This is a genomic window from Mycolicibacterium obuense, from assembly GCF_055397605.1.
The window spans coordinates 5157225-5179563 of record NZ_AP043663.1; the positions used below are offsets into that span (position 1 = coordinate 5157225).

23 protein-coding genes and 1 tRNA gene are annotated in these 22339 nt (G+C 68.1%); 15 read left to right on the forward strand and 9 right to left on the reverse strand.

Annotated features, from left to right (window positions below):
- The first annotated feature begins 2 nt into the window (after positions 1-2).
- Positions 3-449 carry a hypothetical protein gene (locus ACZ50N_RS25005; RefSeq protein WP_052765217.1) on the forward strand — a complete coding sequence of 149 codons (447 nt, stop codon included), beginning with the start codon at positions 3-5 and terminating at the stop codon, positions 447-449.
- A gap of 54 nt (positions 450-503) precedes the next feature.
- On the forward strand, positions 504-1328 hold the full coding sequence (locus ACZ50N_RS25010; RefSeq protein ID WP_133414771.1) for a crotonase/enoyl-CoA hydratase family protein: 825 nt from the start codon (positions 504-506) through the stop codon (positions 1326-1328).
- A gap of 4 nt (positions 1329-1332) precedes the next feature.
- Here ACZ50N_RS25010 and ACZ50N_RS25015 read toward each other — a convergent pair whose 3' ends face one another.
- The 4 genes from ACZ50N_RS25015 to ACZ50N_RS25030 all read right to left on the reverse strand — a co-directional run bounded on the left by ACZ50N_RS25015 (position 1333) and on the right by ACZ50N_RS25030 (position 3706).
- Positions 1333-2628, reverse strand: coding sequence for an MFS transporter (locus ACZ50N_RS25015; RefSeq protein WP_046363491.1), 1296 nt, complete (start codon positions 2626-2628; stop codon positions 1333-1335).
- Positions 2629-2749: 121 nt separating this feature from the next.
- Positions 2750-3037, reverse strand: coding sequence for a hypothetical protein (locus ACZ50N_RS25020; RefSeq protein ID WP_052765215.1), 288 nt, complete (start codon positions 3035-3037; stop codon positions 2750-2752).
- A gap of 59 nt (positions 3038-3096) precedes the next feature.
- A tRNA-Ser gene (locus ACZ50N_RS25025) sits at positions 3097-3183 on the reverse strand.
- A gap of 10 nt (positions 3184-3193) precedes the next feature.
- Positions 3194-3706: a MarR family winged helix-turn-helix transcriptional regulator gene (locus ACZ50N_RS25030; RefSeq protein WP_046363492.1), complete on the reverse strand. Its 513-nt coding sequence runs from the start codon at positions 3704-3706 to the stop codon at positions 3194-3196.
- Positions 3707-3785: 79 nt separating this feature from the next.
- On the opposite strand from ACZ50N_RS25030, the gene ACZ50N_RS25035 reads away from it, so the two are divergent.
- Positions 3786-4763, forward strand: coding sequence for an NAD(P)H-quinone oxidoreductase (locus ACZ50N_RS25035; protein ID WP_464474050.1), 978 nt, complete (start codon positions 3786-3788; stop codon positions 4761-4763).
- Between the two features lie 6 nt (positions 4764-4769).
- Here the strand turns inward: ACZ50N_RS25035 and ACZ50N_RS25040 are convergent, their stop codons facing one another.
- On the reverse strand, positions 4770-5966 hold the full coding sequence (locus ACZ50N_RS25040) for a cysteine desulfurase-like protein (RefSeq protein ID WP_133414769.1): 1197 nt from the start codon (positions 5964-5966) through the stop codon (positions 4770-4772).
- A gap of 132 nt (positions 5967-6098) precedes the next feature.
- Here ACZ50N_RS25040 and ACZ50N_RS25045 point away from each other — a divergent pair, with 132 nt between their 5' ends.
- Genes ACZ50N_RS25045 through wzm form a run of 5 tightly spaced genes read left to right on the forward strand, consistent with a single transcriptional unit; the run spans position 6099 to position 11116 of the window.
- A complete protein-coding gene (locus ACZ50N_RS25045) occupies positions 6099-8045 on the forward strand; it encodes a DUF6541 family protein (protein ID WP_464474051.1) in 1947 nt (648 codons plus the stop codon).
- Positions 8046-8073: 28 nt separating this feature from the next.
- Entirely contained in the window at positions 8074-8583 is a 510-nt protein-coding gene (locus ACZ50N_RS25050; protein ID WP_046363496.1) for a bacterial proteasome activator family protein, read from the forward strand.
- Between the two features lie 7 nt (positions 8584-8590).
- Positions 8591-9400, forward strand: a complete 810-nt coding sequence (gene wzt / locus ACZ50N_RS25055) for a galactan export ABC transporter ATP-binding subunit Wzt/RfbE (protein WP_046363497.1) — start codon at positions 8591-8593, stop codon at positions 9398-9400.
- Positions 9393-10289: a galactofuranosyltransferase GlfT1 gene (gene glfT1, locus ACZ50N_RS25060; RefSeq protein WP_464474052.1), complete on the forward strand. Its 897-nt coding sequence runs from the start codon at positions 9393-9395 to the stop codon at positions 10287-10289. The genes wzt and glfT1 overlap by 8 nt, the downstream gene beginning before the upstream one ends.
- Positions 10286-11116 (forward strand): galactan export ABC transporter permease subunit Wzm/RfbD, encoded by an 831-nt coding sequence (wzm, locus tag ACZ50N_RS25065; protein WP_046363499.1) that lies wholly within the window; start codon positions 10286-10288, stop codon positions 11114-11116. Before glfT1 ends, wzm begins: the two co-directional genes overlap by 4 nt.
- 3 nt (positions 11117-11119) lie before the next feature.
- On the opposite strand, the gene ACZ50N_RS25070 is transcribed toward wzm, so the two are convergent.
- Both ACZ50N_RS25070 and ACZ50N_RS25075 read right to left on the reverse strand, forming a co-directional pair.
- Positions 11120-11554: a pyridoxamine 5'-phosphate oxidase family protein gene (locus ACZ50N_RS25070; protein WP_046363512.1), complete on the reverse strand. Its 435-nt coding sequence runs from the start codon at positions 11552-11554 to the stop codon at positions 11120-11122.
- Between the two features lie 62 nt (positions 11555-11616).
- Positions 11617-12075 carry a carboxymuconolactone decarboxylase family protein gene (locus ACZ50N_RS25075; protein WP_046363500.1) on the reverse strand — a complete coding sequence of 153 codons (459 nt, stop codon included), beginning with the start codon at positions 12073-12075 and terminating at the stop codon, positions 11617-11619.
- A gap of 49 nt (positions 12076-12124) precedes the next feature.
- Here ACZ50N_RS25075 and pdxR point away from each other — a divergent pair, with 49 nt between their 5' ends.
- Positions 12125-13525, forward strand: a complete 1401-nt coding sequence (gene pdxR, locus ACZ50N_RS25080) for a MocR-like pyridoxine biosynthesis transcription factor PdxR (protein ID WP_464474053.1) — start codon at positions 12125-12127, stop codon at positions 13523-13525.
- Between the two features lie 69 nt (positions 13526-13594).
- On the opposite strand, the gene ACZ50N_RS25085 is transcribed toward pdxR, so the two are convergent.
- Both ACZ50N_RS25085 and ACZ50N_RS25090 read right to left on the reverse strand, forming a co-directional pair.
- On the reverse strand, positions 13595-13894 hold the full coding sequence (locus ACZ50N_RS25085) for a hypothetical protein (RefSeq protein WP_046363513.1): 300 nt from the start codon (positions 13892-13894) through the stop codon (positions 13595-13597).
- Positions 13895-14034: 140 nt separating this feature from the next.
- Entirely contained in the window at positions 14035-15267 is a 1233-nt protein-coding gene (locus ACZ50N_RS25090) for an integrase catalytic domain-containing protein (protein WP_048421677.1), read from the reverse strand.
- Positions 15268-15370: 103 nt separating this feature from the next.
- Here ACZ50N_RS25090 and ACZ50N_RS25095 point away from each other — a divergent pair, with 103 nt between their 5' ends.
- The 6 genes from ACZ50N_RS25095 to ACZ50N_RS25120 are packed head-to-tail and all read left to right on the forward strand — an operon-like array spanning position 15371 to position 22339.
- Positions 15371-16822 carry an HNH endonuclease signature motif containing protein gene (locus tag ACZ50N_RS25095; protein ID WP_464474054.1) on the forward strand — a complete coding sequence of 484 codons (1452 nt, stop codon included), beginning with the start codon at positions 15371-15373 and terminating at the stop codon, positions 16820-16822.
- A 24-nt stretch (positions 16823-16846) separates the two neighbouring features.
- Positions 16847-17242 (forward strand): GtrA family protein, encoded by a 396-nt coding sequence (locus tag ACZ50N_RS25100; RefSeq protein ID WP_464475707.1) that lies wholly within the window; start codon positions 16847-16849, stop codon positions 17240-17242.
- The gene (locus ACZ50N_RS25105; protein ID WP_464474055.1) at positions 17239-18273 is read left to right on the forward strand and encodes a hypothetical protein; all 1035 of its coding nucleotides are present in this window, start codon (positions 17239-17241) and stop codon (positions 18271-18273) included. Before ACZ50N_RS25100 ends, ACZ50N_RS25105 begins: the two co-directional genes overlap by 4 nt.
- Positions 18274-18275: 2 nt before the next feature.
- Positions 18276-19658, forward strand: coding sequence for a decaprenylphosphoryl-beta-D-ribose oxidase (locus tag ACZ50N_RS25110; protein ID WP_464474056.1), 1383 nt, complete (start codon positions 18276-18278; stop codon positions 19656-19658).
- Positions 19659-20423 carry a decaprenylphospho-beta-D-erythro-pentofuranosid-2-ulose 2-reductase gene (locus ACZ50N_RS25115; protein WP_464474057.1) on the forward strand — a complete coding sequence of 255 codons (765 nt, stop codon included), beginning with the start codon at positions 19659-19661 and terminating at the stop codon, positions 20421-20423. It begins immediately after the preceding gene.
- Positions 20423-22339, forward strand: coding sequence for a galactan 5-O-arabinofuranosyltransferase (locus ACZ50N_RS25120; RefSeq protein ID WP_464474058.1), 1917 nt, complete (start codon positions 20423-20425; stop codon positions 22337-22339). Before ACZ50N_RS25115 ends, ACZ50N_RS25120 begins: the two co-directional genes overlap by 1 nt.

The following is a 22339-nucleotide window of genomic DNA, read 5'->3' on the forward strand; positions in this document are numbered from 1 at the left end:
AGATGAGGACGCGCGCGCGGGTGACGACGACCGCCATGGTCGGGCTGGCGATCGTGCTCGGCGCGACGACGGCCTGCTCACGCAGCACCGAGGGTGCCGTCGCGCAGACCACCGAACCCGGCCCGCCGCTGACCACCGAACGCAGCGCGCCGAGCATTCCCGGGCTGCCGAGCATCCCCGGGTTGCCCGAGATCACGATCCCGAATCTGCCGCTGCCGACGCGCGGGTCGAACGTCCCCGAGGTGCCGCCCCCGCCGAACGCGACCAGCATGTCGTGCGAGGAGTACTCGAAGCTCGACGAGGCGACCCGGCTCGCGGTGGTCAAGGCGATCCTCGCCCAGGGCAACAACCCGATCGGCGCCAACGGCGAGACGGTCGGCCAACTCCTCGCCGACGCCGCATGCCAGTTCCTGCCCAGCGCGAAGGTCGCCGACGTTTTGATGGGCTGACGCCCTGATGGGCTGATGGCCCGCGCTGTCGCGCGGCAGCTAGCCTCATGAGCCATGGGCAGCAGCTATGAGTCAGTGACAGTGGAGATCGCCGACCACATCGCACAGGTCACGTTGATCGGCCCGGGCAAGGGCAATGCGATGGGACCGGCGTTCTGGGCCGAACTCCCCCAGGTCTTCGCGGAGCTCGACGCCGACCCCGACGTGCGGGCGATCGTGCTGACGGGTTCGGGCAAGAATTTCAGCTACGGCCTCGACCTGCCCGCGATGGGCGGCATGCTGTCACCGATGCTCGCCGAGGGCGCCCTGGCCAAACCCCGCGCCGACTTCCACAAGCACCTCAAGACCATGCAGCAGTCGATCACCGCGGTCGCCGATTGCCGCACGCCGGTGATCGCGTCGGTGCACGGCTGGTGCATCGGCGGCGGCGTCGACCTGATCTCAGCCGTCGACATCCGCTACGCGAGTGCCGACGCGAAGTTCTCGGTTCGGGAGGTCAAGCTCGCGATCGTCGCCGACGTCGGTTCGCTGGCGCGGCTGCCGCTGATCCTGAACGACGGGCACCTGCGCGAACTGGCGTTGACGGGCAAGGACATCGACGCTGGGCGGGCCGAGAAGATCGGTCTGGTCAACGACGTGTTCCCCGACGCCGACGCGTCGTTGGCCGCGGCGCGGGCCACCGCGGCTGAGATCGCCGCGAACCCGCCGCTGGTGGTCGCCGGCGTCAAGGACGTCCTCGACGAGCAGCGCACCGCCGCGGTCTCGGCGAGCCTGCGCTACGTGGCGGCGTGGAACTCGGCGTTCCTGGCGTCGAAGGACCTCACCGAGGGCATTACCGCGATGTTCGAGAAGCGCCCGCCGACGTTCACCGGCGAGTGACCGCCTAGATCCTGCGGCCCGCCGTCTCCGGCAGCGCCAGGACACACGCCAAGCTGACCAGTCCGAGCGCGCCCATCATGACCGACACCGCCCAACCGCCGTAGTTGGCCAGCAGCAGCGGTGACACGACGGGCGGCAGCGCGCCGCCGATGATCGCGCCCAGCGTGTGCGACAACGCGGCGCCGGTGTAGCGGTACTCGGGGGCGAAGATCTCCGGCAGCAGCGCGGCGAGCGGCCCCATGCACCAGCCGATGAGGCAGTAGGTCACCACGATCGTCACGCCGAACATCATCTTGTCGCCGGTCTCGATCAGCGGGAACACCACGAACGCCCACGGCGCCGTCAACGCGAACCCCCACGACACGATGCGACGCCGGCCGTAGGTGTCACTGAGGACTGCCGACACCGCTGCGAAGCCCACCGCGCACAGACCGCCGATCACCCCGGTCATCAACACCAGGTCGTAGGAGAAGTCGAGCCGCTCGGCGGCGTAGTGGACGAAGAAGGTGCCCGCCTGGAACACCAGCATGGGAGCGCAGACGGCGACCCCGGCAGCCAGCAGCACCTGCCGCCCCTGCCGACGGAACAGCGCGACGAGCGGGGCGCCCTGGTGTCCGGTGTCCTCGCCGAGTACCGGGGAGTCCTTGACGTGCATGCGGATGTAGAGCGCCACGAGGATCAGAATTCCGCTGAGCAGGAACGGGATTCGCCAGGCCCAGGCGAAGAACGCCGAGCCCGGATCCTCGCCGAAGGCGGCCTGCACGACCCAGAACACGAGGTTGGCCAACACCAGCGCGGTGCCCAGGCCGAGCTGGGTGAACATCCCGAAGAAGCCGCGCCGGTCCTGGGGCGAGTTCTCTGCGCTGAGCAGGACGGCGCCCGCCCATTCGCCGCCGACGGCGAAGCCCTGGACCAGCCGCAGACCCAGCAGCAACAGCGGAGCCGCGATACCGATGGTTGCTGTGCTCGGAATGAGACCCACTCCGACGGTCGCGACGCCCATCAGCAGCAGCGTCACGACCAAGGTCTGCTTGCGGCTGATGCGGTCGCCGAAGTGACCGAACACCGCCGCCCCGACCGGCCGGGCCAGGAACGCGGCCGCGAACGCGCCCAGCGAGGCCGTCGTCGCCATGATCGGGCTCAGGTCGGGGAAGAACACCGTCGGGAACACCAGTGCCGCGGCGGTGCCGTAGATGAAGAAGTCGTAGAACTCGATCGCCGAGCCCACGTAACTGGACAGCGCGATCCGCCAGAGCGGTTGGGTGGCAGTGGGTCCGGCAGGGGCCGCTTCCATCGTCATGGGTCGATAGTGACGGCTTTGCCGGATGAACACATCCGCTATTGGGTGGAACGCTCCGGCGGAATTCGATGTCCACCGATCGGGGGACACCAACTGCGGCCGTAGCCGGCCGCAGTCATGTTCAGCAGGGGTCTCCGGGCGGGGTGAAGTAGGGCACCCCTTCGACGGTGTAGCAGGGGATCTCGCCGGGCACGTAGGGAACAGCCGACGAGGCGATTGCCGCCGCCGCCACACCGGCTTCGACGCCGTTGGCGATCGGCGCGCCGCAGCCCTCGACGCCGACGAAGCGGCCGTGGACTCCGGCGCAGATGTCGGCGGCTGCGGTCGGCGCGTTCAACAGTGATGCGGTGGCCAGCGGAGCGGCGACCAGTGTCGCGGCGGCCAGCAGCGCGGCGGTGTGTCGGTTCACGGCAATTACTGTGCACCATTGCGAACCCGCTTGCCTTGACTTTCGAAGACAAGTAACAGCGGTGGCGGAGGGATTTGAACCCCCGGACGGTGTTAGCCGTCTCTCGCTTTCAAGGCGAGTGCATTAGGCCGCTCTGCCACGCCACCGCGCGTCAGTCTAGACGCGGCCCACCTTCGCCGACGGCGCACCCGACTGCAGCGCGGTGCTGATCCGGCGGCAGTTCTCCCCCATCGCAGTCACTTGAGGTCGCGAGAGACGGTCCACGAAGTGCTCGCGTACCGCCGCCCCGTACGTCTGCTGCGCCGCGGACAGCGCGTCGCGGCCCTGCACCGTGATGAAAGCCAGCACCCCGCGGCCGTCGTCCGGACTCGCGCCCCGGGTCACCAGGGTCTGCTTCTCCAAACGATTGATCTGCCGCGTGACGCGACTCGGCAGCGACATCAACGACTCCGCCAGATCTCCCATTCGGGCCGCCCCTGCCGGCGATGCAGCCAGCAGATCGAGCAGCCGTACGTCGTTCAAGGTGAGCTTGTGCTTGTCCACCAAGGCTCTGTTCATCGTGGCGTACAGGCGCAGCGACGCCTCCAGAAAGTTCTGCCACGCTCGTTGTTCTGACATGTCCAAACCTGGCGTATCGCTTGCGCTACGCCCCCCCGTGATCCCCTCCATTGCCACATATTAGAGGTCGCGCCCTAGTGCCATCGGGCAATAGGAAATGCGGTTTCCGCTGCGTAGTAGCGTTGCCCGAATGCTGGCTATCGTGGCGGACTCCGGCCGACTGTCCTGGCAGGCAGTCCCCGATGTGACACCCGGCCCCGGCGAGGTCCTGCTGCGGGTCGCCGCCGCCGGGGTCAACCGGGCCGATCTCCTCCAGGCAGCCGGGCACTATCCGCCCCCGCCGGGCGCCAGCGACATCATCGGTCTCGAGGTGTCCGGGGTGATCGAGGCCCTGGGTGCCGATCTCGACGATCCGCAGTGGTCGCAGGGGCAACCGGTCTGCGCTTTGCTGGCAGGCGGTGGCTACGCCGAATACGTGGCGGTTCCGGCCTCTCAGCTGCTCCCCGCACCCGAAGGGATACCGCTCCCGTACGCCGCCGGGCTACCCGAGGTCGCCTGCACCGTCTGGTCGAACATCGTGATGACCGCCGGCGTGCAGCCGGGCCAGCTGCTGCTGGTGCACGGGGGTGCCAGCGGCATCGGCACCCACGCCATCCAGGTCGCCGGCGCGCTGGGCTGCCGGGTCGCCGTGACCGCCGGATCGGCGAACAAGCTGGAGCTGTGCGCCGAACTCGGCGCCGAGATCACCATCGACTACCACGCCGACGATTTCGTCGAGGTGCTGCGCGAGGCCGGCGGCGCCGACGTCATCCTCGACATCATGGGAGCGGCCTATCTGGATCGCAACATCGACGCCCTGGCCGACGACGGCCGCCTGGTGATCATCGGCATGCAGGGCGGCGTCAAGGGCGAGCTGAACATCGGCAAGCTGCTGGCCAAGCGCGGCGGCGTGTTCGCCACGGCACTACGCGCCCGCCCTGTGGACGGGCCGGCCGGCAAGTCCGCGATCGTGACGCAGGTGCGAGACAATGTGTGGCCGATGATCGCCGACGGTCAGGTCCGACCGGTGATCGGCGCCGAGTTCCCCATCGCAGAAGCCCAAGCGGCCCACGAATTGCTCGAGTCCGGCGACGTGTCCGGGAAAGTGATTCTGCGCGTAGGCGATTAGCGAGGGTCAGCCGAGTGAGGCCAGGGCCCGCACCAGCTGATCGACCTCGGCTGCGGTGCTGTAGTGCGCCAGCCCGATCGTGACCGCACCACCCACATCGTTGACGCCGATGACGTCGAGCACGCGGGAGTTCGCGTTCGCGATCGCGAGGATGCCGTTGTCGGCGAGCCGCTGCACCACCCGCTCGGCGGGCACGTTCTCCACGGCGAAGCTCAGCACCGGGATGCGCTCCTCGGGGCTACCGATCACGATCACCGTGGGCAGCACCCGCAGCGAGGACAGCAGGTAGTCGAAGAGGCCGTCGAGATAGCCCGAGGCGGACCTCATCGACACCGCAAGCCGCTCACGACGGCTGCCTTGGGCCGAATCCTCAAGACCGGCAAGATATTCGATGCTGGCCACCAGGCCGGCGAGGTAGCCGAACTGGTGTGACCCCAGCTCCAGACGCGCCGGGCCCGTCGCCTCAGGGGCCAGGGACACCGAACCGAACGCATCGATCAGCGACGGGTCGCGGAACACGAGCGCGCCGATCGGGGGCCCACCCCAGGCCAGCGCGTTGAGCGCCACCACGTCGGCTTCGACCTCGTCGATGTCGATCAGGCGGTAGGGCGCGGCCGCGGAGTGGTCCACGACGACGAGCCCCCCGACCTCGTGGACCAGTTTGGTCACCTCGCGAAGCTCGGTGACGGTGCCCAAAGTCGTTGACGCGGAGGTCAATGCGACCAGCCGGGTGGCCCGGTTGACCAGGCCCTCCCACTGCCACGTCGGCAGCTCCCCGGATTCGATGTCGACCTCGGCCCACTTGACCTGCGCCCCGTAGCGGTTCGCCGCGCGCAGCCACGGAGCGATGTTGGCCTCGTCGTCGAGCCGAGACACCACCACCTCGTATCCGAGCCCGACACGGCCAGACGCCGCGTCGGCGAGCGAGGTCAGCAGCACCGCGCGGTCGGCACCCAGAACGACGCCGGCAGGGTCGGCGTTGACCAGATCGGCCACCGCCTGGCGGGCCGCGGCCAGCACCGCGGCACTGCGCCGCGACGACGGGTGCGCACTCGCCACGGTCGGCATCGAGCCACGGAAAGCCGTGGACACCGCGCGGCTGACCGTATCGGGCAGCAGCATGCCGTGCTGCGCATCCAGGTGCACCCAGCCATCGCCCAACGACGGGTGCAGACCCCGCACCCGGGCGACGTCGTATGCCATGTCAGCCCACCTTAGTGCGTCCAGGGAACCTCGCCGTGCCGCCGCATCGCGGACGGTGAGCGATTGCCCGACCTCGCTCGTGCTGCCCATGCCGTGGCCGGTACGGGTCATCTGGGCAGCCATACTAGTCCAGTGAGCTTCGGGTACGGAGTGCTACTCGCGTTGGCGTTGCTGGTTGTCCCCGGGGCAATCATCGCGCGGTGCGGTGGGCTGCACTGGCCGGCTGCGGTGGCCGTCGCGCCGGCGTTGACCTACGGCGCCGTGGCCATGGCAATCGTGCCGTTCGGCGCGCTCGGGGTGCCCTGGAACGCGGGCACCGCACTGCTCACTCTCGCCGTCGTCGCCGGCGCGATCGCCGGTTCGCGGGTGCTGGCCCGACGGATCTGGACCACCCCCCAGGCGCCCGAGAGACCTCGACCGCCGCGCGGTGCGACGCTCCTGGTCGGCGGAGGCGTGGTCCTGGGGGCGGTGCTGATCTGGGTCGCCGCCGCGCGGGGTTTGGCCAATTGGCAGTCGATTCCCAGCACCTGGGATGCGGTCTGGCACGCCAACACCATCCGGTTCATCCTCGACACCGGCCAGGCCTCCCCCACCCACATGGGCGAACTGCGCAACGTCGAAACCCTCGAGGCGCTGTACTACCCCTCTGCCTTCCACGCGCTGGCCGCGGTGTTCGCCCAGGTGGCCGGTGCCGCGCCGGCGACGGCGTACACGGTGTTCTCCGTCGCGGTGTCCTGCTGGCTGTTCCCCGCGAGCGCCGCGATGTTGACGTGGCTTCTCATGCACCGCTGGGCGGCGCCGTGGCCGACGTTCGGGGCCGCGGCCACCTCGGCGGTGTTGGCCGCGTCGTTCACCGCCGTCCCGTTCGTCGAGTTCGACACCGCCTCGATTCCCAACCTCGCCGCCTACGGCATCGCCGTGCCGGTGTTCGTGCTCGTCACCACGACGCTGGCGCACCGCGACCGCATCCCGATGGCGGTGTTGGCCGTCGTCGGTCTGTTCACCGTCCACATCACCGGCGGCGTGATCGCGGTCGTCCTCGTCGCCGCCTGGTGGCTGGTCGATGTGCTGCGCCGGCCCGTGCGCGGGCGGCTCTCCGACACCATCACTCTCTTCGCCATCGGGGCCCCGGCGGTGGCGCTGCTGCTCCCTCAGTTCCTGGGCGTGCTGCAACAGGCGGAGATCATCGAGGGCCACTCCTTCGTCACTCACCAGAGCAGGAAGCGCGCGCTGTTCGACGCCGTCGTGCAGCACACCCGTCATCTCAACGATTTCCCGATCCAGTGGTGGCTGATCGCACTGGCGGCGGCCGGTGGTGTCCTGATCGTCGTGCGGCGGGTGTGGTGGCCCGCCCTGGTGTGGTTGTTGCTGGTCATCTCGATCGTGCACTCGTCCGTGCCGTTCGGCGGCCCGTTCGGGGCAGCCGTCGGCCAGTTCAGCGACCTCTTCTACAGCGACCCGCGCCGGCTGTCCGCGGTGATCACCCTGCTGCTGAGTGCGCTGGCCGGGATCGCGGCCGTCACCGGCGCCTGTTGGGTGGCCGCGCGCGTCCCGGCGGTATCGGCGCGCGTTCGGCACACGACCGCCGCGGTCGTGCTCGCGGTGGCCGCCGTCGCCTCGGCCGTGCACTATCTCCCGCGCCACGAGTTCCTGTTCGGCGAGAAGTACGACTCCGTGATCATCGACGACAAGGACCTCGAGGCCTTCGCTCACCTCGCGACGCTGCCCGGGGCGCGCGACACGCTGATCGCCAACGCCAACACCGACGGCACCGCATGGATGTACGCCGTCGCCGACCTGCACCCGCTGTGGACGCACTACGACTACCCGGTGCAGCAGGGCCCCGGCTACAACCGGTTCATCATCTGGGCCTACGCCGACGACGCCGACACCGATCCCCGGGTGGCCGAGGCCGTCAAAGCTCTCAACATCCGCTACCTTCTCGTGAGCACGCCGGTGGTGCGGGGGTTCGTCATCCCCGACGGTCTGGCGTCGCTGGACAAATCCCGCTCCTGGGAGAAGATCTACGACAACGGCGAGACGCGCATCTACCAGTGGCGCGCAGCCCGACCGGAATGACGACGCGACGCTGGGGCACTCTAGGAACATGACTTCGGACAACGACGACAACATCGAGATCATCGGCGACGGCACGTCCGACGCCGAGCAGGGCTCCGAGGGCAAATCGCTGTCCGACCTGGTCGAGCAGCCCGCCAAGGTCATGCGGATCGGCACGATGATCAAGCAGCTCCTCGAGGAGGTCCGCGCCGCTCCGCTCGACGAGGCCAGCCGCGGCCGCCTGCGCGATATCCACCGCACCAGCATCAGCGAGCTGGAGGAGGGTCTCGCGCCGGAGCTGCGCGCCGAACTCGAGCGGCTCACGCTGCCGTTCACCGAAGACGCGGTGCCGTCGGATTCCGAGCTCCGCATCGCCCAGGCGCAGCTGGTGGGCTGGCTGGAAGGCCTGTTCCACGGCATTCAGACCGCGCTGTTCGCTCAGCAGATGGCCGCCCGTCAGCAGCTCGAGCAGATGCGCCAGGGAGCGTTGCCGCCCGGCGTGAGCATTCCGGCGCAGCGCGGCGGGCCCGGGCATCCCGGTACCGGCCAGTACCTGTGAGACGTCGGTGAGCAGTCCCCAGTCGTCGGAACCGTTCATCCAGACGCGCAACGCGTGGGTGGAGTTCCCGATCTTCGACGCCAAGACGCGGTCGCTGAAGAAGGCTTTCCTCGGCAAGGCCGGCGGTGCGATCGGACGCAACGAGTCCAACGTCGTCGTCATCGAGGCGCTGCGCGACATCACGATGTCGCTGAAGATGGGTGACCGGGTCGGTCTGGTCGGCCACAACGGTGCGGGCAAATCGACGCTGCTGCGCCTGCTGTCGGGCATCTACGAGCCGACGCGCGGGGTGGCGACGGTGCGGGGCCGGGTGGCGCCGGTGTTCGACCTGGGTGTCGGCATGGACCCCGAGATCTCCGGCTTCGAGAACATCATCATCCGGGGACTCTTCCTCGGACAGACGCGCAAGCAGATGCTCGCCAAGGTCGACGAGATCGCCGAGTTCACCGAATTGGGCGACTACCTGTCGATGCCGCTGCGGACGTACTCGACCGGCATGCGGGTGCGATTGGCGATGGGTGTGGTGACGAGCATCGATCCCGAGATCCTGCTCCTCGACGAGGGCATCGGCGCCGTCGACGCGGACTTCTTGAAGAAGGCGCAGACCCGGCTGGCCGACCTGGTGGCGCGGTCCGGAATCCTGGTGTTCGCCAGCCATTCCAACGAATTCCTGGCCCGGTTGTGCAACACCGCGATGTGGATCGACCACGGCACCGTGAAGATGGAGGGCGGCATCGAGGACGTCGTCCGCGCCTACGAGGGCGAGGACGCCGCCCGCCATGTGCGGGAGGTCCTCGAGGAGACCGCGCGTGGCTGAGACCGTATGCGCCGTCGTCGTCACCCATCGGCGGCCCGACGAACTCGCGAAGTCCCTCGACATCGTGTCGGCGCAGAGCCGGCGCCCCGACCACCTGATCGTCATCGACAACGATGCCGACGATCGGGTCCGCGACATCGTTGCCGGACAACCGATTCCGACCACCTACCTGGCCTCGCAGCGCAACCTCGGTGGCGCAGGCGGGTTCGCCCTCGGCATGCTGCACGCGCTGGCGCTCGGCGCGGACTGGGTGTGGCTGGCCGACGACGACGGCCGCCCCCAGGACAGTGAGGTGCTGGAAACCCTTCTGCGGTGCGCCGAGCGGCACGGGCTGGCCGAGGTGTCGCCGATGGTGTGCAACCTCGAGCAGCCCGAACGGCTGGCCTTCCCGCTGCGCCGCGGTTTGGCGTGGCGACGGCTGGCCAGCGAGTTGCGCACCGACGGCAACGGTGACCTGCTGCCCGGCATCGCCTCGCTGTTCAACGGCGCACTGTTCCGCGCGTCGACGATCGAGGCGGTGGGCGTGCCGGATCTGCGCTTGTTCATCCGTGGCGACGAGACCGAGGTGCACCGACGGTTGATTCGCACGGGCCTGCCGTTCGGCACCTGCCTGGATGCGGTCTATCTGCACCCCTGCGGCACAGAGGAATTCAAGCCGATCCTGGGTGGCCGGATGCACACCCAGTACCCCGACAACGAGACCAAGAGGTTCTACACCTACCGCAACCGCGGCTACCTGCAGTCGCAACCGGGCATGCGCAAGCTCGTCGCGCAGGAGTGGCTGCGCTTCGGCTGGTACTTCCTGGTGTCGACGCGCGACCCCCGGGGATTCGCCGAGTGGATTCGGTTGCGGCGGTTGGGACGACGAGAGAGGTTCACCCGCCGATGACGTTCACCGATGCCGCGGCGCAGTCTCGGACCTTCGGCCGGGCGTGGGCCGACCTGGTCGGCGGCTTCGGCAAGCGCGAACTGTGGTTTCACCTGGGCTGGCAGGACATCAAGCAGCGGTACCGGCGTTCGGTGCTGGGCCCGTTCTGGATCACGATCGCCACCGGGACGACCGCCGTCGCGATGGGCGCGCTGTACTCGAAGCTGTTCAAACTCGAACTGTCCGAACATCTTCCCTACGTGACGCTCGGGCTGATCATCTGGAACCTGATCAACGCCTCGATCCTCGAGGGCGCCGAGGTGTTCATCGCCAACGAAGGTCTGATCAAACAGCTTCCGACGCCGCTGTCGGTGCACGTCTACCGTCTGGTGTGGCGGCAGATGATCCTGTTCGCGCACAACATCATCATCTTCGTGATCATCGCGATCATCTATCCGAAGCCGTGGACGTGGACCGACCTCGCCGTCATCCCGGCCTTGGGTCTCATTGCGCTGAACTGTGTCTGGGTGTCACTGTGTTTCGGCATCCTCGCGACCCGCTACCGGGACATCAGCCCGCTACTGAACAGCCTGGTGCAGCTGCTGTTCTTCATGACGCCGATCATCTGGAACGAATCCACGCTCGAAGCCCAGGGGGCCGGGCACTGGGCCAAGATCGTCGAACTCAACCCGCTGTTGCACTACCTCGACATCGTGCGGGCACCGCTGCTGGGCGCGGATCAGGAGCTGCGGCACTGGGTCGTCGTGCTGGTGCTGACCGCGTTCGGCTGGCTGTTCGCCGCGCTGGCGATGCGCCAGTACCGTGCGCGGGTGCCGTACTGGGTGTGACGCTCAGCTGACCAGCGCGGTCTGATCCGGCTCTGGACCGAAGACGAACCGGCGCCCGGTCAGCGTGTGCGGGGTGATCCGCACGTAGCGCAACTTGCGGGTCGCGACCCACGGATACAGGCCGGCGCTGTCGGCTTCGGCGATCTCGGCGGCGGTGCTGAGAAGTTTGGCTGTTCCGCGGACCACGACGCTCCACCCCTCGACGACGTTGTGGTCATCCGCCTCGAACACGACGTTCTCGTTGAGAACGGCGGTCAACAGTTTCGTGCCCTCGGCGGTGCGGAACAGCAGGGTCTTGTGCTGGACGACGTAGTTGACCGGGAAGATCTCGGTCCAGCCGCCGACGGTGGTCACCAGCCTGCCGAGCGTGAGCCCCGACAGCAGCTGCCAACTCTGCGACTCGGACAGCTCGGTCACCGGGGTGGTTGTCGCATCCATGGTGCTCATGCTCGTCGGCGGCGCCGCCCGCGCGTAGGGTCCAACGGCACTTCTTCGGGGACTCAGCGGCGGGGCGGCGGCGTCTGCACGGCGGCGTTGATCCGGTTCCAGGCGTTGATGGTGACGGCCATGGCGATGACCTGCCCGAGTTCACGTTGGGTGAACGCATCCGCGGCGACGGCGTAGACGTCCTCGGGGACGCCGTGATCGCCGAGCACGGTGAGGGATTCGGTGAGGGCGAGCGCGGCCTGTTCGCGCGCGGTGAAGAGGTCGCCGGCTTCGGTCCACGCCGCCAGCACGTCGATCTTCTGGTCGCTCACCCCGAGCTTGCGAGCATCGCGGGTGTGCATGTCGAGGCAGAACGCGCACCGATTCATCTGCGAGGCGCGGATTTTGATCAACTCGCCCAGTTCCGGTTCGACGTCCTTGGCGGCGGCGGTGGACAGCGCCATCATCGCTTCGTACAGCTCGGGAGAGCTCTTGTAGATCGGGAATCTCGGGCCGGTCAGTGTATGTGTCATACCGTCGACGCTAGGCGTGAAAAGCCCGCCTCGGTGGTCTAATCGAACCATGGTTTCTTGGGCCAATTCGGGAGCGCGGGATCTGCACCTCGAGCTACGGGATGCGCTGACCCCAGGTGCACGGGGAGCCAAGGACACGGTGATGGCGGCGCTGCGGGACGCGGCGCGGTCCGGCCGGCTGCCGCCCGGCACCATGCTGCCGGCGTCGCGCACCTTGGCTGCCGACCTCGGACTGGCGCGCAACACCGTCGCTGACGCCTATGCCGAGCTGGTCGCCGAGGGGTGGTTCGCGTCCCGCCAGGGCGCGGGCACCTGGGTGCTGAACACGGCTGCGCCGCCCATCGGTGTCCGGCCCCGCGGCCGCTCGGTGACGCCGGTGCACAACCTCATGCCCGGGTCGCCGGATGTGTCCGAGTTCCCCCGCAATCAATGGATCGCCTGCACGCGTCGGGCGCTCACTGCCGCGCCGAGCGAGGCACTCCACATGGGCGACCCGCGGGGACGGGTCGAATTGCGTTGCGCCTTGGCCGATTACCTCGCCCGAGCGCGCGGCGTCCGAACCTCCCCCGAGTCGATCGTGATCTGCGCCGGGGTTCGTCAGGCGGTGGAGTTGTTGACCCGCGTGCTGGGTGGGCCGATGGCGGTCGAGGCGTACGGGCTGCACCTGTTTCGCGACGCGATCACGGCGGCGGGCGGGTCGACGGTGCCGATCGGGGTCGACGACCACGGGGCCGTCGTCGAGGAATTGGAAGGACTCGACGTGACGGGGGTGCTCCTGACGCCGGCGCACCACAATCCGCTCGGGATGCCGTTAGACCCCGCCCGACGGGCGGCGGTGGTCGAATGGGCCCGTCGCACATCCCGTGTCGTCCTCGACGACGACTACGACGGAGAGTTCCGCTTCGACCGCCAACCCGTCGGCGCGCTGCAGGCGCTGGACCCCGGTCGGGTCGCCTATCTCGGCTCCGTCAGCAAGAGCCTGTCCCCGGCCTTGCGGCTGGGGTGGCTCGCCCTGCCGGAGACACTGGTGGATCCTGTCGTCGAAGCGGCTGGTGGACAACAGTTCTCCGTCGACGTGATCAATCAGCTCACCCTTGCCGAGTTCGTGGCGCGCGGGTACTACGACCGCCACATCCGACGCATGCGGGGGCGATACCGGCGCCGCAGGGACGCTCTCGTGCAGGCCTTGGCGCCGTTCGGCGTGGACACAGTCGGGTTGGCGGCCGGGCTCAACCTGCTCGTGACCCTTCCCGATGGCACCGAGGCCGAGGTGATGCGTCGCGCCGGTGAGGCCGGCATCGCGCTGACCGGGCTGTCGATCCTGCGTCATCCCGACGCCATGACCGATGAGCGCGACGGCATCGTCGTGGGTTACGCCGCGCCGCCGGAACATGCCTTCGGATCGGCAGTTTCGGCATTGTGCGAGGTGTTGGCCGCCAGTCGGTTGTAGCTCGGACATGACGAAGGGCGCCCCTTGTGGGGGCGCCCTTCGCACTTTCCGAGGGGGGATCTCGGAGGACTACTTGACCGTGACGTAGATCGTCTGGTCGATGGTCGAGCGGTTCGAATCGCCGTTGGAGGTGCCGAACGGCTCGGCGCCGCGCTGGATGGGCCCGCGCGTCACGGAGACGACCGACGCCTGATCCAGCGGCGCACTGGACTGGCGGGTCACGACGACCCGGTTGCCCTGCGCCTCGAGCGCGCTGATGGTCTGCTCGGCGTCGCCTCCGGTCGGGGCGGCGTATGCGGGGGCGGCCAAGCCCAGGACTCCGGCGGTCAGGGCGGCGGCGGCAGCTGTGGTGATGGAGATCTTCTTCATTGTCTTGCCCTCTTCTGGTTTCCGATCGTGGTGATCTGATATCTGGAACCCGCCGGTGCCGCAGAACATTTCGGGTGGCAGAAATTTGATCATGGGTGGCAGAAACACATGACTGAAACTTGTCGGCCTGTTGCCTCACGTCAAGATGCGCGCGTAGGAGTGGTCGTTGCCTCACGTGAGCGTGCGCGCTTGGTGATGGCCGGTTGGCCGTCGTTAGTGGGTTTGCTGGTGGCGAGGGTGAAAAGTTGGACGGTCAAGGCGTGGAGTTGGCGCCGTGTGGCGGCGGGATTGATGAGCGAGTAGATCCGCTTGAGCGCTATGACGCGTTGAACCGTCATGGTCTGGTGATCGATCGCACGCCGGTACGGCGTGGTCGCCTGGTCGTGTTTCTTGGAAACTTTGGCACCGCGACGAGTCTTGGAGATCAGTTTCTGCTGCGGGCAGAAGTAGTTGGCCAGCTTCGAATGCAAACGCCAGATCTCGTTGAGCAACAACAGCTCCGCGGCGGTGTCGTAGCGGTAGTAACCCACGACTGAACGCACCACGGCCCAATTTTTCTGCTCGACATGACAGCCATCGTTTTTGTTGCCTGGTCTCGCCCGGGTGAAGGTGACATGGCGCCGCTCGCACCACGACAGCAGGTGACCGTTGATGAACTCGTATCCGTTGTCGGAATCCACTCCGATGATCGGAAACGGCATCGTGTTAGCGATGTCGTTAAGAGCCGCCACCACATTTTTGGCGGATTTGCTCGGTACGGATCGATTTTCGGTCCAGCCGGTCGCGACATCGGTGACGGTCAAGGTGAATGCATGGCCGCCACCGCGGTCGCCGCCGTCATGGAAGACCAGGTCGATCTCGACGAACCCGGGTTGGGCGTCGTCCCACTCCGCCCAGGTGCGTACCGGTATCTGGGTCTTGAGCAGCGATCCTGGCTTCGTGCCCACATGCCCTCTGAGCTGGCGGTTGGCGCGTTCACCGGCAAGTCTGCGGTCGATGGTGGCCGCCGACATCGAGGTCAGCAATGCCGCGGTGTCCTCGGTAATGGTCAGCTCTCCGAAACGCCGCAACACCGCCACCAGCTCACCGAGCATCGGCGCCAGCCGCTTGCCGGCCGGCATCTCCAAGACCTGCCAACAGACCGTCAACGCTGCGATGACTTCCGGCCCGTATTTCACAGGACGCGGGCTGCGCCTGGCCACAATCCTGGGCACCAGCGCCTGTTTCAGCGCCTTGCGGGCGTGACTCCTATGCCACCCGGTGTTGGCGCACAACTCGTCGAGGATCCGACCTTTGACGCCCTTGCTTGCCAGCTGATAGCGCTTCGCAGCCGCCTCGGTGATTGCTCGGCGCTCGGTCAACGTCAACCCCATCTACTGGGCCTACGCGCGCATTTCTGATGAGGCAACGGCCCGCCCATTTGCGCGCATTTCTAGTGAGTCAACGCGGTCGGTGGGCTCCATTATCATCGAACACATGTTCGAAATGTCAGATCTGGGCAGGCTCAGCGCCGCCGATCTGATCGACGCTGCCCGGCAGTGGTCACGCGAGGAGAACGCCGCCGCGGCGCGCAAGATGGCGGTGATGGCCGAGCTGTTCACCCGCCGCACCGGGGTCGACGCCGAGGACCGCTCCGGGTGGTGGCTGGACCCCGAGGCAGCGGTCGCCGCGGAGGTGGCGGTGGCCGTGGGCGTCACGCAGGGGCTTGCACTCCACCAGACCCAACGGGCGGTGGCGCTGAGGGACCGGCTTCCCCGGGTGGCGGCGCTGTTCGCCGAGGGACTCATCAGCGATCTGCTGATCCGCAAGATCGTCTACCGGACCGGGCTGGTGACCGATCCGGCGGTGATGGCCGAAGTCGACGCTGCGATCGCCGACCGCGTCGACCGCTGGGGGCAGCTCTCGGAGAAGAAGATCGAGCAGGCCATCGACGCGACCGTGCTGGCGCACGATCCGATCGCGGTGCGCCAGGTGGTGGAGTCCCTGGCGGGACGGCGGGTCGAGTTCGGCTCACCCTCGGACGCGCCGGGCTTCACGAGCGTCTGGGCGCTTCTGCCGGCCGCCGACGCGACCGCACTGGAGGATCGCCTGGAGGCCATCGCGCACACCGTCTGCGCCGCGGACCCCCGCACCCTGCAGAACCGCCGGGCTGATGCACTGAGCGCCGTCGGCGTCGGGCTGGACGCGCTGGTGTGCCAGTGCGGTCTCGACGATTGCGACGCCGCCACCGGGCCGACGCCGAGCCCCAACACGACGGTCTACGTGATCGCCGACAGCGAGACCATCGACGAGGTGGAGGAGAGGGTCACCGAGGAGCCCGCCCGCAAGGACAAGCCCGCGCTCATCTTCGGTTCAGGGGTCACGTCGGTGGAGGCGTTGAACCTGACCCGCGCTCGTCTACGACAGATCGTCCATCCCGGTGACGCACCGTCCGAAGAGCGCTACGTGCCGTCCCGCGCGCTCGCCGAATTCATCCGCTGCCGGGATGTCACCTGTCGCTTCCCCGGCTGCGACGTGCCCGCCACCGAAGCCGACATCGACCACACCGTCCCGTATCCCGTCGGGCCCACGCACGCATCGAACCTCAAGACGCTGTGCCGTTTTCATCATCTCCTGAAAACGTTCTGGGCCGGTCTCGAAGGATGGCACGATCGTCAGCTGCCCGACGGCACGGTGATCTGGACCAGTCCGACCGGCCATGAGTACACGACGTATCCGGGCAGTCGAGATCTGTTTCCGTCGCTGTGCCGCCCAACCGGCACGCTGTGGGACGCCGATCCTCCGCGGCCGCCGGCGTGCGAGGCGCGCGGTGCGATGATGCCGCGGCGCCGACACACACGCGCCCAGAGCCGGGCGCGTGCGGTCACCGCGGCCCGCCGTCTGAACCAACGGCACGGCGCCGAACCCCACGGACCTCCCCCGTTCTAAGCTGCCCGGGTGGCCGAGCCTCCGATGTCACCACAGCTCCCGTTGACGACGCAGATCTGGCGCTTCGTCCTGACCGGTGGGTTGTCGGCGATCGTGGACTTCGGTCTCTACGTCGCGTTCCTCGCGGCGGGGCTGCATGTCAACGTCGCGAAGACGCTGAGCTTCATCGCCGGGACGACGACCGCCTACCTGATCAACCGCCGGTGGACCTTCCAGGCGCCGCCGAGCCGGGCCCGCTTCATCGCGGTGGTGGCGCTCTACGCCGTCACCTATGCCGTCCAGGTCGGCATCAACTACGTCTTCTACATGCAGTTCGAAAACCAGCCCTGGCGGGTACCGGTCGCCTTCGTCATCGCCCAGGGCACCGCGACCGTCATCAACTTCATCGTGCAGCGGGCCGTCATCTTCCGGCTGCGATGACCGTCCGCCCGGCAACTCGAGAGGCCCTCGTCACCGACGGTTGGCACGCAGTCGTGCGCCGGTCAGCACCGGCCCTGGCCGCCTGGGCCACGCTGATGGTGCTCGAGCTCTACGTCCTGATCGCCTCCGGTGACCAGGACATCGACATCAGCACGTCCCCGTCCTTCGCCGACTGGTCGGTGCTCGTGGTGCTGGCGGCGCTGCTGCCCCTGATGGCCCTGGTCGCGTTCGCGGTGAGCCGCATCGCGAGCCCGCGAGCACGCGGGTTGATCGCGTGGGCCTCGATCGTGGTGGGCCTGGCGTCGGACACCTACCAGGCCGGCGGCTGGACCGCCTTCCGGACCGAAGCCGTCGACGTGGCCGTGATCCTGGTCATCCTCGCCGCCACCGGTACCGGGATGGGCGCGATCCTCGGCTGGGCGCTGCGCACCACGTTCACCCACCTCCGCTCGGCAGCCCAACTGCTCGCACGTGCCCTGCCCGTCGTCCTGCTCACCCTTCTGGTGTTCTTCAACAACACCGTCTGGTACATCGCCGCCAACCTGGAAACCACCCGGATCTGGCTGCTGGTGTGCTGTATGGCCGCGATCGCGCTGGCCTTCACGGTCACCGAGTCCATCCACGCCTGCAGTCCCCTGATCGCCGACATCGAGCCACCCCTGCGACGCTCGGAGCGAGCCAGAGTCGTCGCCGTGGTGTCGCTGGCGCAGAGCATCCAGGCACTGGTCCTCGCCCTGGTCACCGGCGTGATCTTCTTCGTGATGGGGCTGGTGGTGCTCAACGGCACGGTTCTCGACCACCTGACCGACGGGAATCCGGCGCGCAGCCAGTGGCTGGACATCACGCTCCCGGTCGACCAGGCGCTGGCCCACATCACGCTCATCCTGATCGCGTTGACCTTCATGTACCTGAGCGCCCGCGCGGCCACCGACGCCAAACACCGCGCGGACTTCGTCGACCCGCTGCTCGACGACCTCCGCGCCACGCTCGCGCTGCACCGGACGGCCGCCGCGAAGCGGTACCCTCTGTGACGATGTTTCGCACCGAGCTTCCGACCACCGCCAAGCGCCTGACCGGCTGGGGCCGCACCGCCCCGACCGTCGCGCAGGTGCTGACGACGCCGGATCCCGAGGTGATCGTCAAGGCCGTCACCCGCGCCGCCGAGGACCCCGACCGGGGAATACTCGCGCGTGGCCTCGGCCGTTCCTACGGCGACAACGCCCAGAACGGCGGCGGCCTGGTCATCGACATGAATGCGCTCAACCGCATCCATGCGATCAACACCGACGACGCGATCGTCGACGTCGATGCCGGCGTCAACCTCGACCAACTCATGCGCGCGGCGCTGCCGCTGGGGCTCTGGGTACCGGTGCTGCCCGGCACCCGCCAGGTCACCATCGGCGGTGCCATCGCCTGCGACATCCACGGCAAGAACCACCACAGCGCCGGCAGCTTCGGCAACCACGTGCGCTCGATGGAGCTGCTGACCGCTGACGGACAGGTCCGCACGATCACTCCCGACGGCCCCGAGCGTGAGCTGTTCTGGGCCACCGTCGGCGGCAACGGGCTGACCGGCATCATCCTGCGTGCCACGATCGCGATGACGCCCACCGAGACCGCGTACTTCATCGCCGACGGTGACGTCACCGCGAGCCTCGACGAGACGATCGCGTTCCACAGCGACGGCACCGAGGACAACTACACCTACTCCAGCGCCTGGTTCGACGCGATCAGCGCCCCGCCCAAGCTGGGCCGCGCGGCCATCTCCCGCGGCTCGCTGGCGACCCTCGACCAGCTCCCACCGAAGCTGCAGAAGAACCCGCTGAAATTCGATGCGCCGCAACTGCTCACGCTGCCCGACGTCTTCCCCAACGGCTTGGCGAACAAGTACACGTTCATGCCGATCGGCGAACTCTGGTACCGCAAATCGGGCACCTACCGCGGCAAGGTCCAGAACCTGACGCAGTTCTACCACCCGCTCGACATGTTCGGAGAATGGAATCGGGCCTACGGCTCACTGGGTTTCGGCCAATACCAGTTCGTGGTGCCCACCGACGCCGTCGAGGAGTTCAAGGCGATCCTCGTCGACATCCAGCGCTCGGGGTTCTACTCGTTCCTCAACGTGTTCAAACTGTTCGGGCCGGGAAACGAAGCGCCGCTGAGCTTTCCGATCCCGGGCTGGAACGTGTGCGTGGACTTCCCGATCAAGCCGGGCCTCAACGAGTTCCTCAACGGACTCGACAAGCGCGTGCTCGAATTCGGCGGCCGCCTCTACACCGCCAAGGATTCCCGCACCACGGCCGAAACCTTCCATGCCATGTATCCCCGCATCGACGAGTGGATCGCAGTGCGCCGCAAGGTCGATCCCGCCGGGGTCTTCGCTTCCGACATGGCTCGACGACTGGAGCTCCTCTAGATGGTGTTTGACGCCACCGGCAATCCCCAGACCATCCTGCTGCTCGGGGGCACCTCCGAGATCGGGCTGGCGATCTGCGCGCGCTACCTGCGCAACGCAAAAGCGCGCGTGATCCTGGCCTGCATGCCCGGCGATCCGCTGCGCGGGTCTGCCGAAGCCCAGATGCGCGACGCAGGTGCCTCGGCCGTCGAGGTCATCGACTTTGACGCCATCGACACCGACAGCCATCCGGCTGTGATCGAGAAGGCATGGGGCAACGGGGATGTCGACGTCGCGATCGTGGCGTTCGGCCTCCTGGGCGACGCCGAGGAGCTGTGGCAGAACCAGCGCAAAGCCGTGCAGATCGCCGACATCAACTACACCGCCGCCGTGTCGGTGGGCGTGCTCGTCGGCGACAAGATGCGCGCGCAGGGGTCCGGTCAGATCATCGCGATGAGCTCCGCGGCGGGCGAGCGCGTGCGGCGCTCCAACTTCGTCTACGGCTCCACCAAGGCGGGCCTCGACGGCTTCTATCTCGGCCTCGGAGAAGCCCTGCGCGAGTACGGTGTTCGCGTTCTCGTCATCCGCCCCGGCCAGGTCCGCACCCGGATGAGCGCGCACGTCAAGGAAGCGCCGCTGACCGTCGACAAGGAGTACGTCGCCGACCTCGCGGTGACCGCCTCGGCCAAAGGCAAGGATCTGGTGTGGGCGCCCGGCGCGTTCCGCTACGTGATGATGGTGCTGCGCCACATCCCGCGCCCGATCTTCCGCAAGCTGCCCATCTGATGCCCAGCGCGCTGGCCGCGCCGGTTCGAGTGGCCGGCCAGATGGCCGTCGCGGCCCTCATCGCCGCCGCGGTCGCCGTTGTGAGCCTGACCGCGATCGCTCGCGTCGAATGGCCGGCGTACAACTCTTCCAATCAGCTGCACGCACTGACCACGGTCGGCCAGGTCGTCTGTCTGGCAGGGCTTCTCGCCGCCGGGCTGCTGTGGCGGCGCGGCCGCCGCACGCTGGCACGCCTCGGCGCGGTGCTGTTCCTCGCCGCCTTCTCCGTGGTGACCATCGCCATGCCGCTGGGCGCCACCAAGCTGTATCTGTTCGGCATCTCGGTCGACCAGCAGTTCCGCACCGAATACCTGACCCGGCTGACGGATTCGGCGAGCCTGCACGACATGACCTACATGGGGTTGCCGCCGTTCTACCCGCCCGGCTGGTTCTGGCTCGGCGGCCGGCTCGCCGCGCTGACGGGCACACCGGCCTGGGAGATGTTCAAGCCGTGGTCGGTCGCCTCGATCACGATCGCGATCGTCCTGGCCTTCGTGCTGTGGGCGGCGATGGTCCGCTTCGAGTACGCGCTCGTGGTCAGCACCGCCACGGCCGCCGCCGCGCTCGCCTACACCCCCGCCGAGCCGTACGCCGCGATCATCACCGTGCTGCTGCCGCCGATCTTCGTGCTGGCGTGGTCGGGGCTGCGCGCGCGGGTGAAGGAACGGGCCGGCGGGCAGGAGCGAAGCGACCCGGGGAAAAAGACGAGCGGGTGGGCCGCTGTCGTCGCCGTCGGCATCTTCCTCGGCGTCGCCGCCCTGTTCTACACGCTGCTGCTGGCCTACGCGGCCTTCACGCTGACGATCATGGCGGTGCTGCTCGCCATCGCGCGGCGGCACTGGGACCCGCTGGCCCGCCTCGCCGTGATCGCGGTGATCTCCGGGTCGATCGCGCTGATCGGGTGGGGGCCCTACCTGATCGCCGCTGCCAAGGGCACGCCCGCCGACCGTGGCACCGCCCAGCACTACCTACCCGTCGACGGCGCCCAGCTGTCGTTCCCGATGCTGCAGTTCACCCTGCTGGGTGCGCTGTGTCTGCTCGGCACGTTCTGGCTGGTGATCCGGGCGCGCAGCTCCACGAGAGCAGGAGCACTGGCCGTCGCCGTGCTCGCCGTCTATGCGTGGTCGCTGCTGTCGATGCTGACCACGCTGGTCGGCACCACGCTGCTCTCGTTCCGCCTGCAGCCGACGCTGACCGTGCTGCTGACCGCCGCCGGCGCGTTCGGCTTCGTCGAGGCCGCACAGGCACTGGCCGCCCGGGTCAGCACCGCCAACACCCACCGCGTCGTCGCCGTCGCCACCGCGGTCGGCGCACTGGGTGCGCTCACCTTCAGCCAGGACATCCCCGATGTGCTGCGCTCCGACATCGTCGTCGCCTACACCGACACCGACGGCGCGGGCCAGCGCGCCGACCGCCGGCCACCAGGTGCCGAGCAGTACTACCGCGAGGTCGACGCGAAGATCCAGGAGGTGACCGGCCGACCGCGCAACGAGACCGTGGTGATGACCGCCGACTACAGCTTCCTGTCCTACTACCCCTACTACGGCTTCCAGGGCCTCACCTCCCACTACGCCAACCCGCTCGCCCAGTTCACCGAGCGGGCCGGCGCCATCGAGGGCTGGTCCATGCTGACCACCGCCGATCAGTTCATCCAGGCCCTCGACGCGCTACCGTGGCCGCCGCCGACGGTGTTCCTGATGCGCCGCGGTGCGGGCGGCACCTACACGCTGCGGCTGGCCTCCGACGTCTACCCCAACCAGCCCAACGTGCGCCGTTACCACGTCGCCCTCGACGACGCACTGTTCGACGATCCCCGCTTCGAGGTGTCCACGATCGGGCCGTTCGTGCTGGCCATCCGCACGCCCTCTACGATCTAG

Coding starts and splice junctions, on each gene's coding strand:
- ACZ50N_RS25005 (WP_052765217.1), top strand. CDS start 3: ATGAGGACGCGCGCGCGGGTGACGACGACCGCCATGGTCGGGCTGGCG.
- ACZ50N_RS25010 (WP_133414771.1), top strand. CDS start 504: ATGGGCAGCAGCTATGAGTCAGTGACAGTGGAGATCGCCGACCACATC.
- ACZ50N_RS25015 (WP_046363491.1), bottom strand. CDS start 2,628: ATGACGATGGAAGCGGCCCCTGCCGGACCCACTGCCACCCAACCGCTC.
- ACZ50N_RS25030 (WP_046363492.1), bottom strand. CDS start 3,706: ATGGAGGGGATCACGGGGGGGCGTAGCGCAAGCGATACGCCAGGTTTG.
- ACZ50N_RS25035 (WP_464474050.1), top strand. CDS start 3,786: ATGCTGGCTATCGTGGCGGACTCCGGCCGACTGTCCTGGCAGGCAGTC.
- ACZ50N_RS25040 (WP_133414769.1), bottom strand. CDS start 5,966: ATGGCATACGACGTCGCCCGGGTGCGGGGTCTGCACCCGTCGTTGGGC.
- ACZ50N_RS25050 (WP_046363496.1), top strand. CDS start 8,074: ATGACTTCGGACAACGACGACAACATCGAGATCATCGGCGACGGCACG.
- wzm (WP_046363499.1), top strand. CDS start 10,286: ATGACGTTCACCGATGCCGCGGCGCAGTCTCGGACCTTCGGCCGGGCG.
- ACZ50N_RS25070 (WP_046363512.1), bottom strand. CDS start 11,554: ATGGATGCGACAACCACCCCGGTGACCGAGCTGTCCGAGTCGCAGAGT.
- ACZ50N_RS25075 (WP_046363500.1), bottom strand. CDS start 12,075: ATGACACATACACTGACCGGCCCGAGATTCCCGATCTACAAGAGCTCT.
- pdxR (WP_464474053.1), top strand. CDS start 12,125: ATGGTTTCTTGGGCCAATTCGGGAGCGCGGGATCTGCACCTCGAGCTA.
- ACZ50N_RS25085 (WP_046363513.1), bottom strand. CDS start 13,894: ATGAAGAAGATCTCCATCACCACAGCTGCCGCCGCCGCCCTGACCGCC.
- ACZ50N_RS25090 (WP_048421677.1), bottom strand. CDS start 15,267: ATGGGGTTGACGTTGACCGAGCGCCGAGCAATCACCGAGGCGGCTGCG.
- ACZ50N_RS25095 (WP_464474054.1), top strand. CDS start 15,371: ATGTTCGAAATGTCAGATCTGGGCAGGCTCAGCGCCGCCGATCTGATC.
- ACZ50N_RS25100 (WP_464475707.1), top strand. CDS start 16,847: ATGTCACCACAGCTCCCGTTGACGACGCAGATCTGGCGCTTCGTCCTG.
- ACZ50N_RS25105 (WP_464474055.1), top strand. CDS start 17,239: ATGACCGTCCGCCCGGCAACTCGAGAGGCCCTCGTCACCGACGGTTGG.
- ACZ50N_RS25110 (WP_464474056.1), top strand. CDS start 18,276: ATGTTTCGCACCGAGCTTCCGACCACCGCCAAGCGCCTGACCGGCTGG.
- ACZ50N_RS25115 (WP_464474057.1), top strand. CDS start 19,659: ATGGTGTTTGACGCCACCGGCAATCCCCAGACCATCCTGCTGCTCGGG.
- ACZ50N_RS25120 (WP_464474058.1), top strand. CDS start 20,423: ATGCCCAGCGCGCTGGCCGCGCCGGTTCGAGTGGCCGGCCAGATGGCC.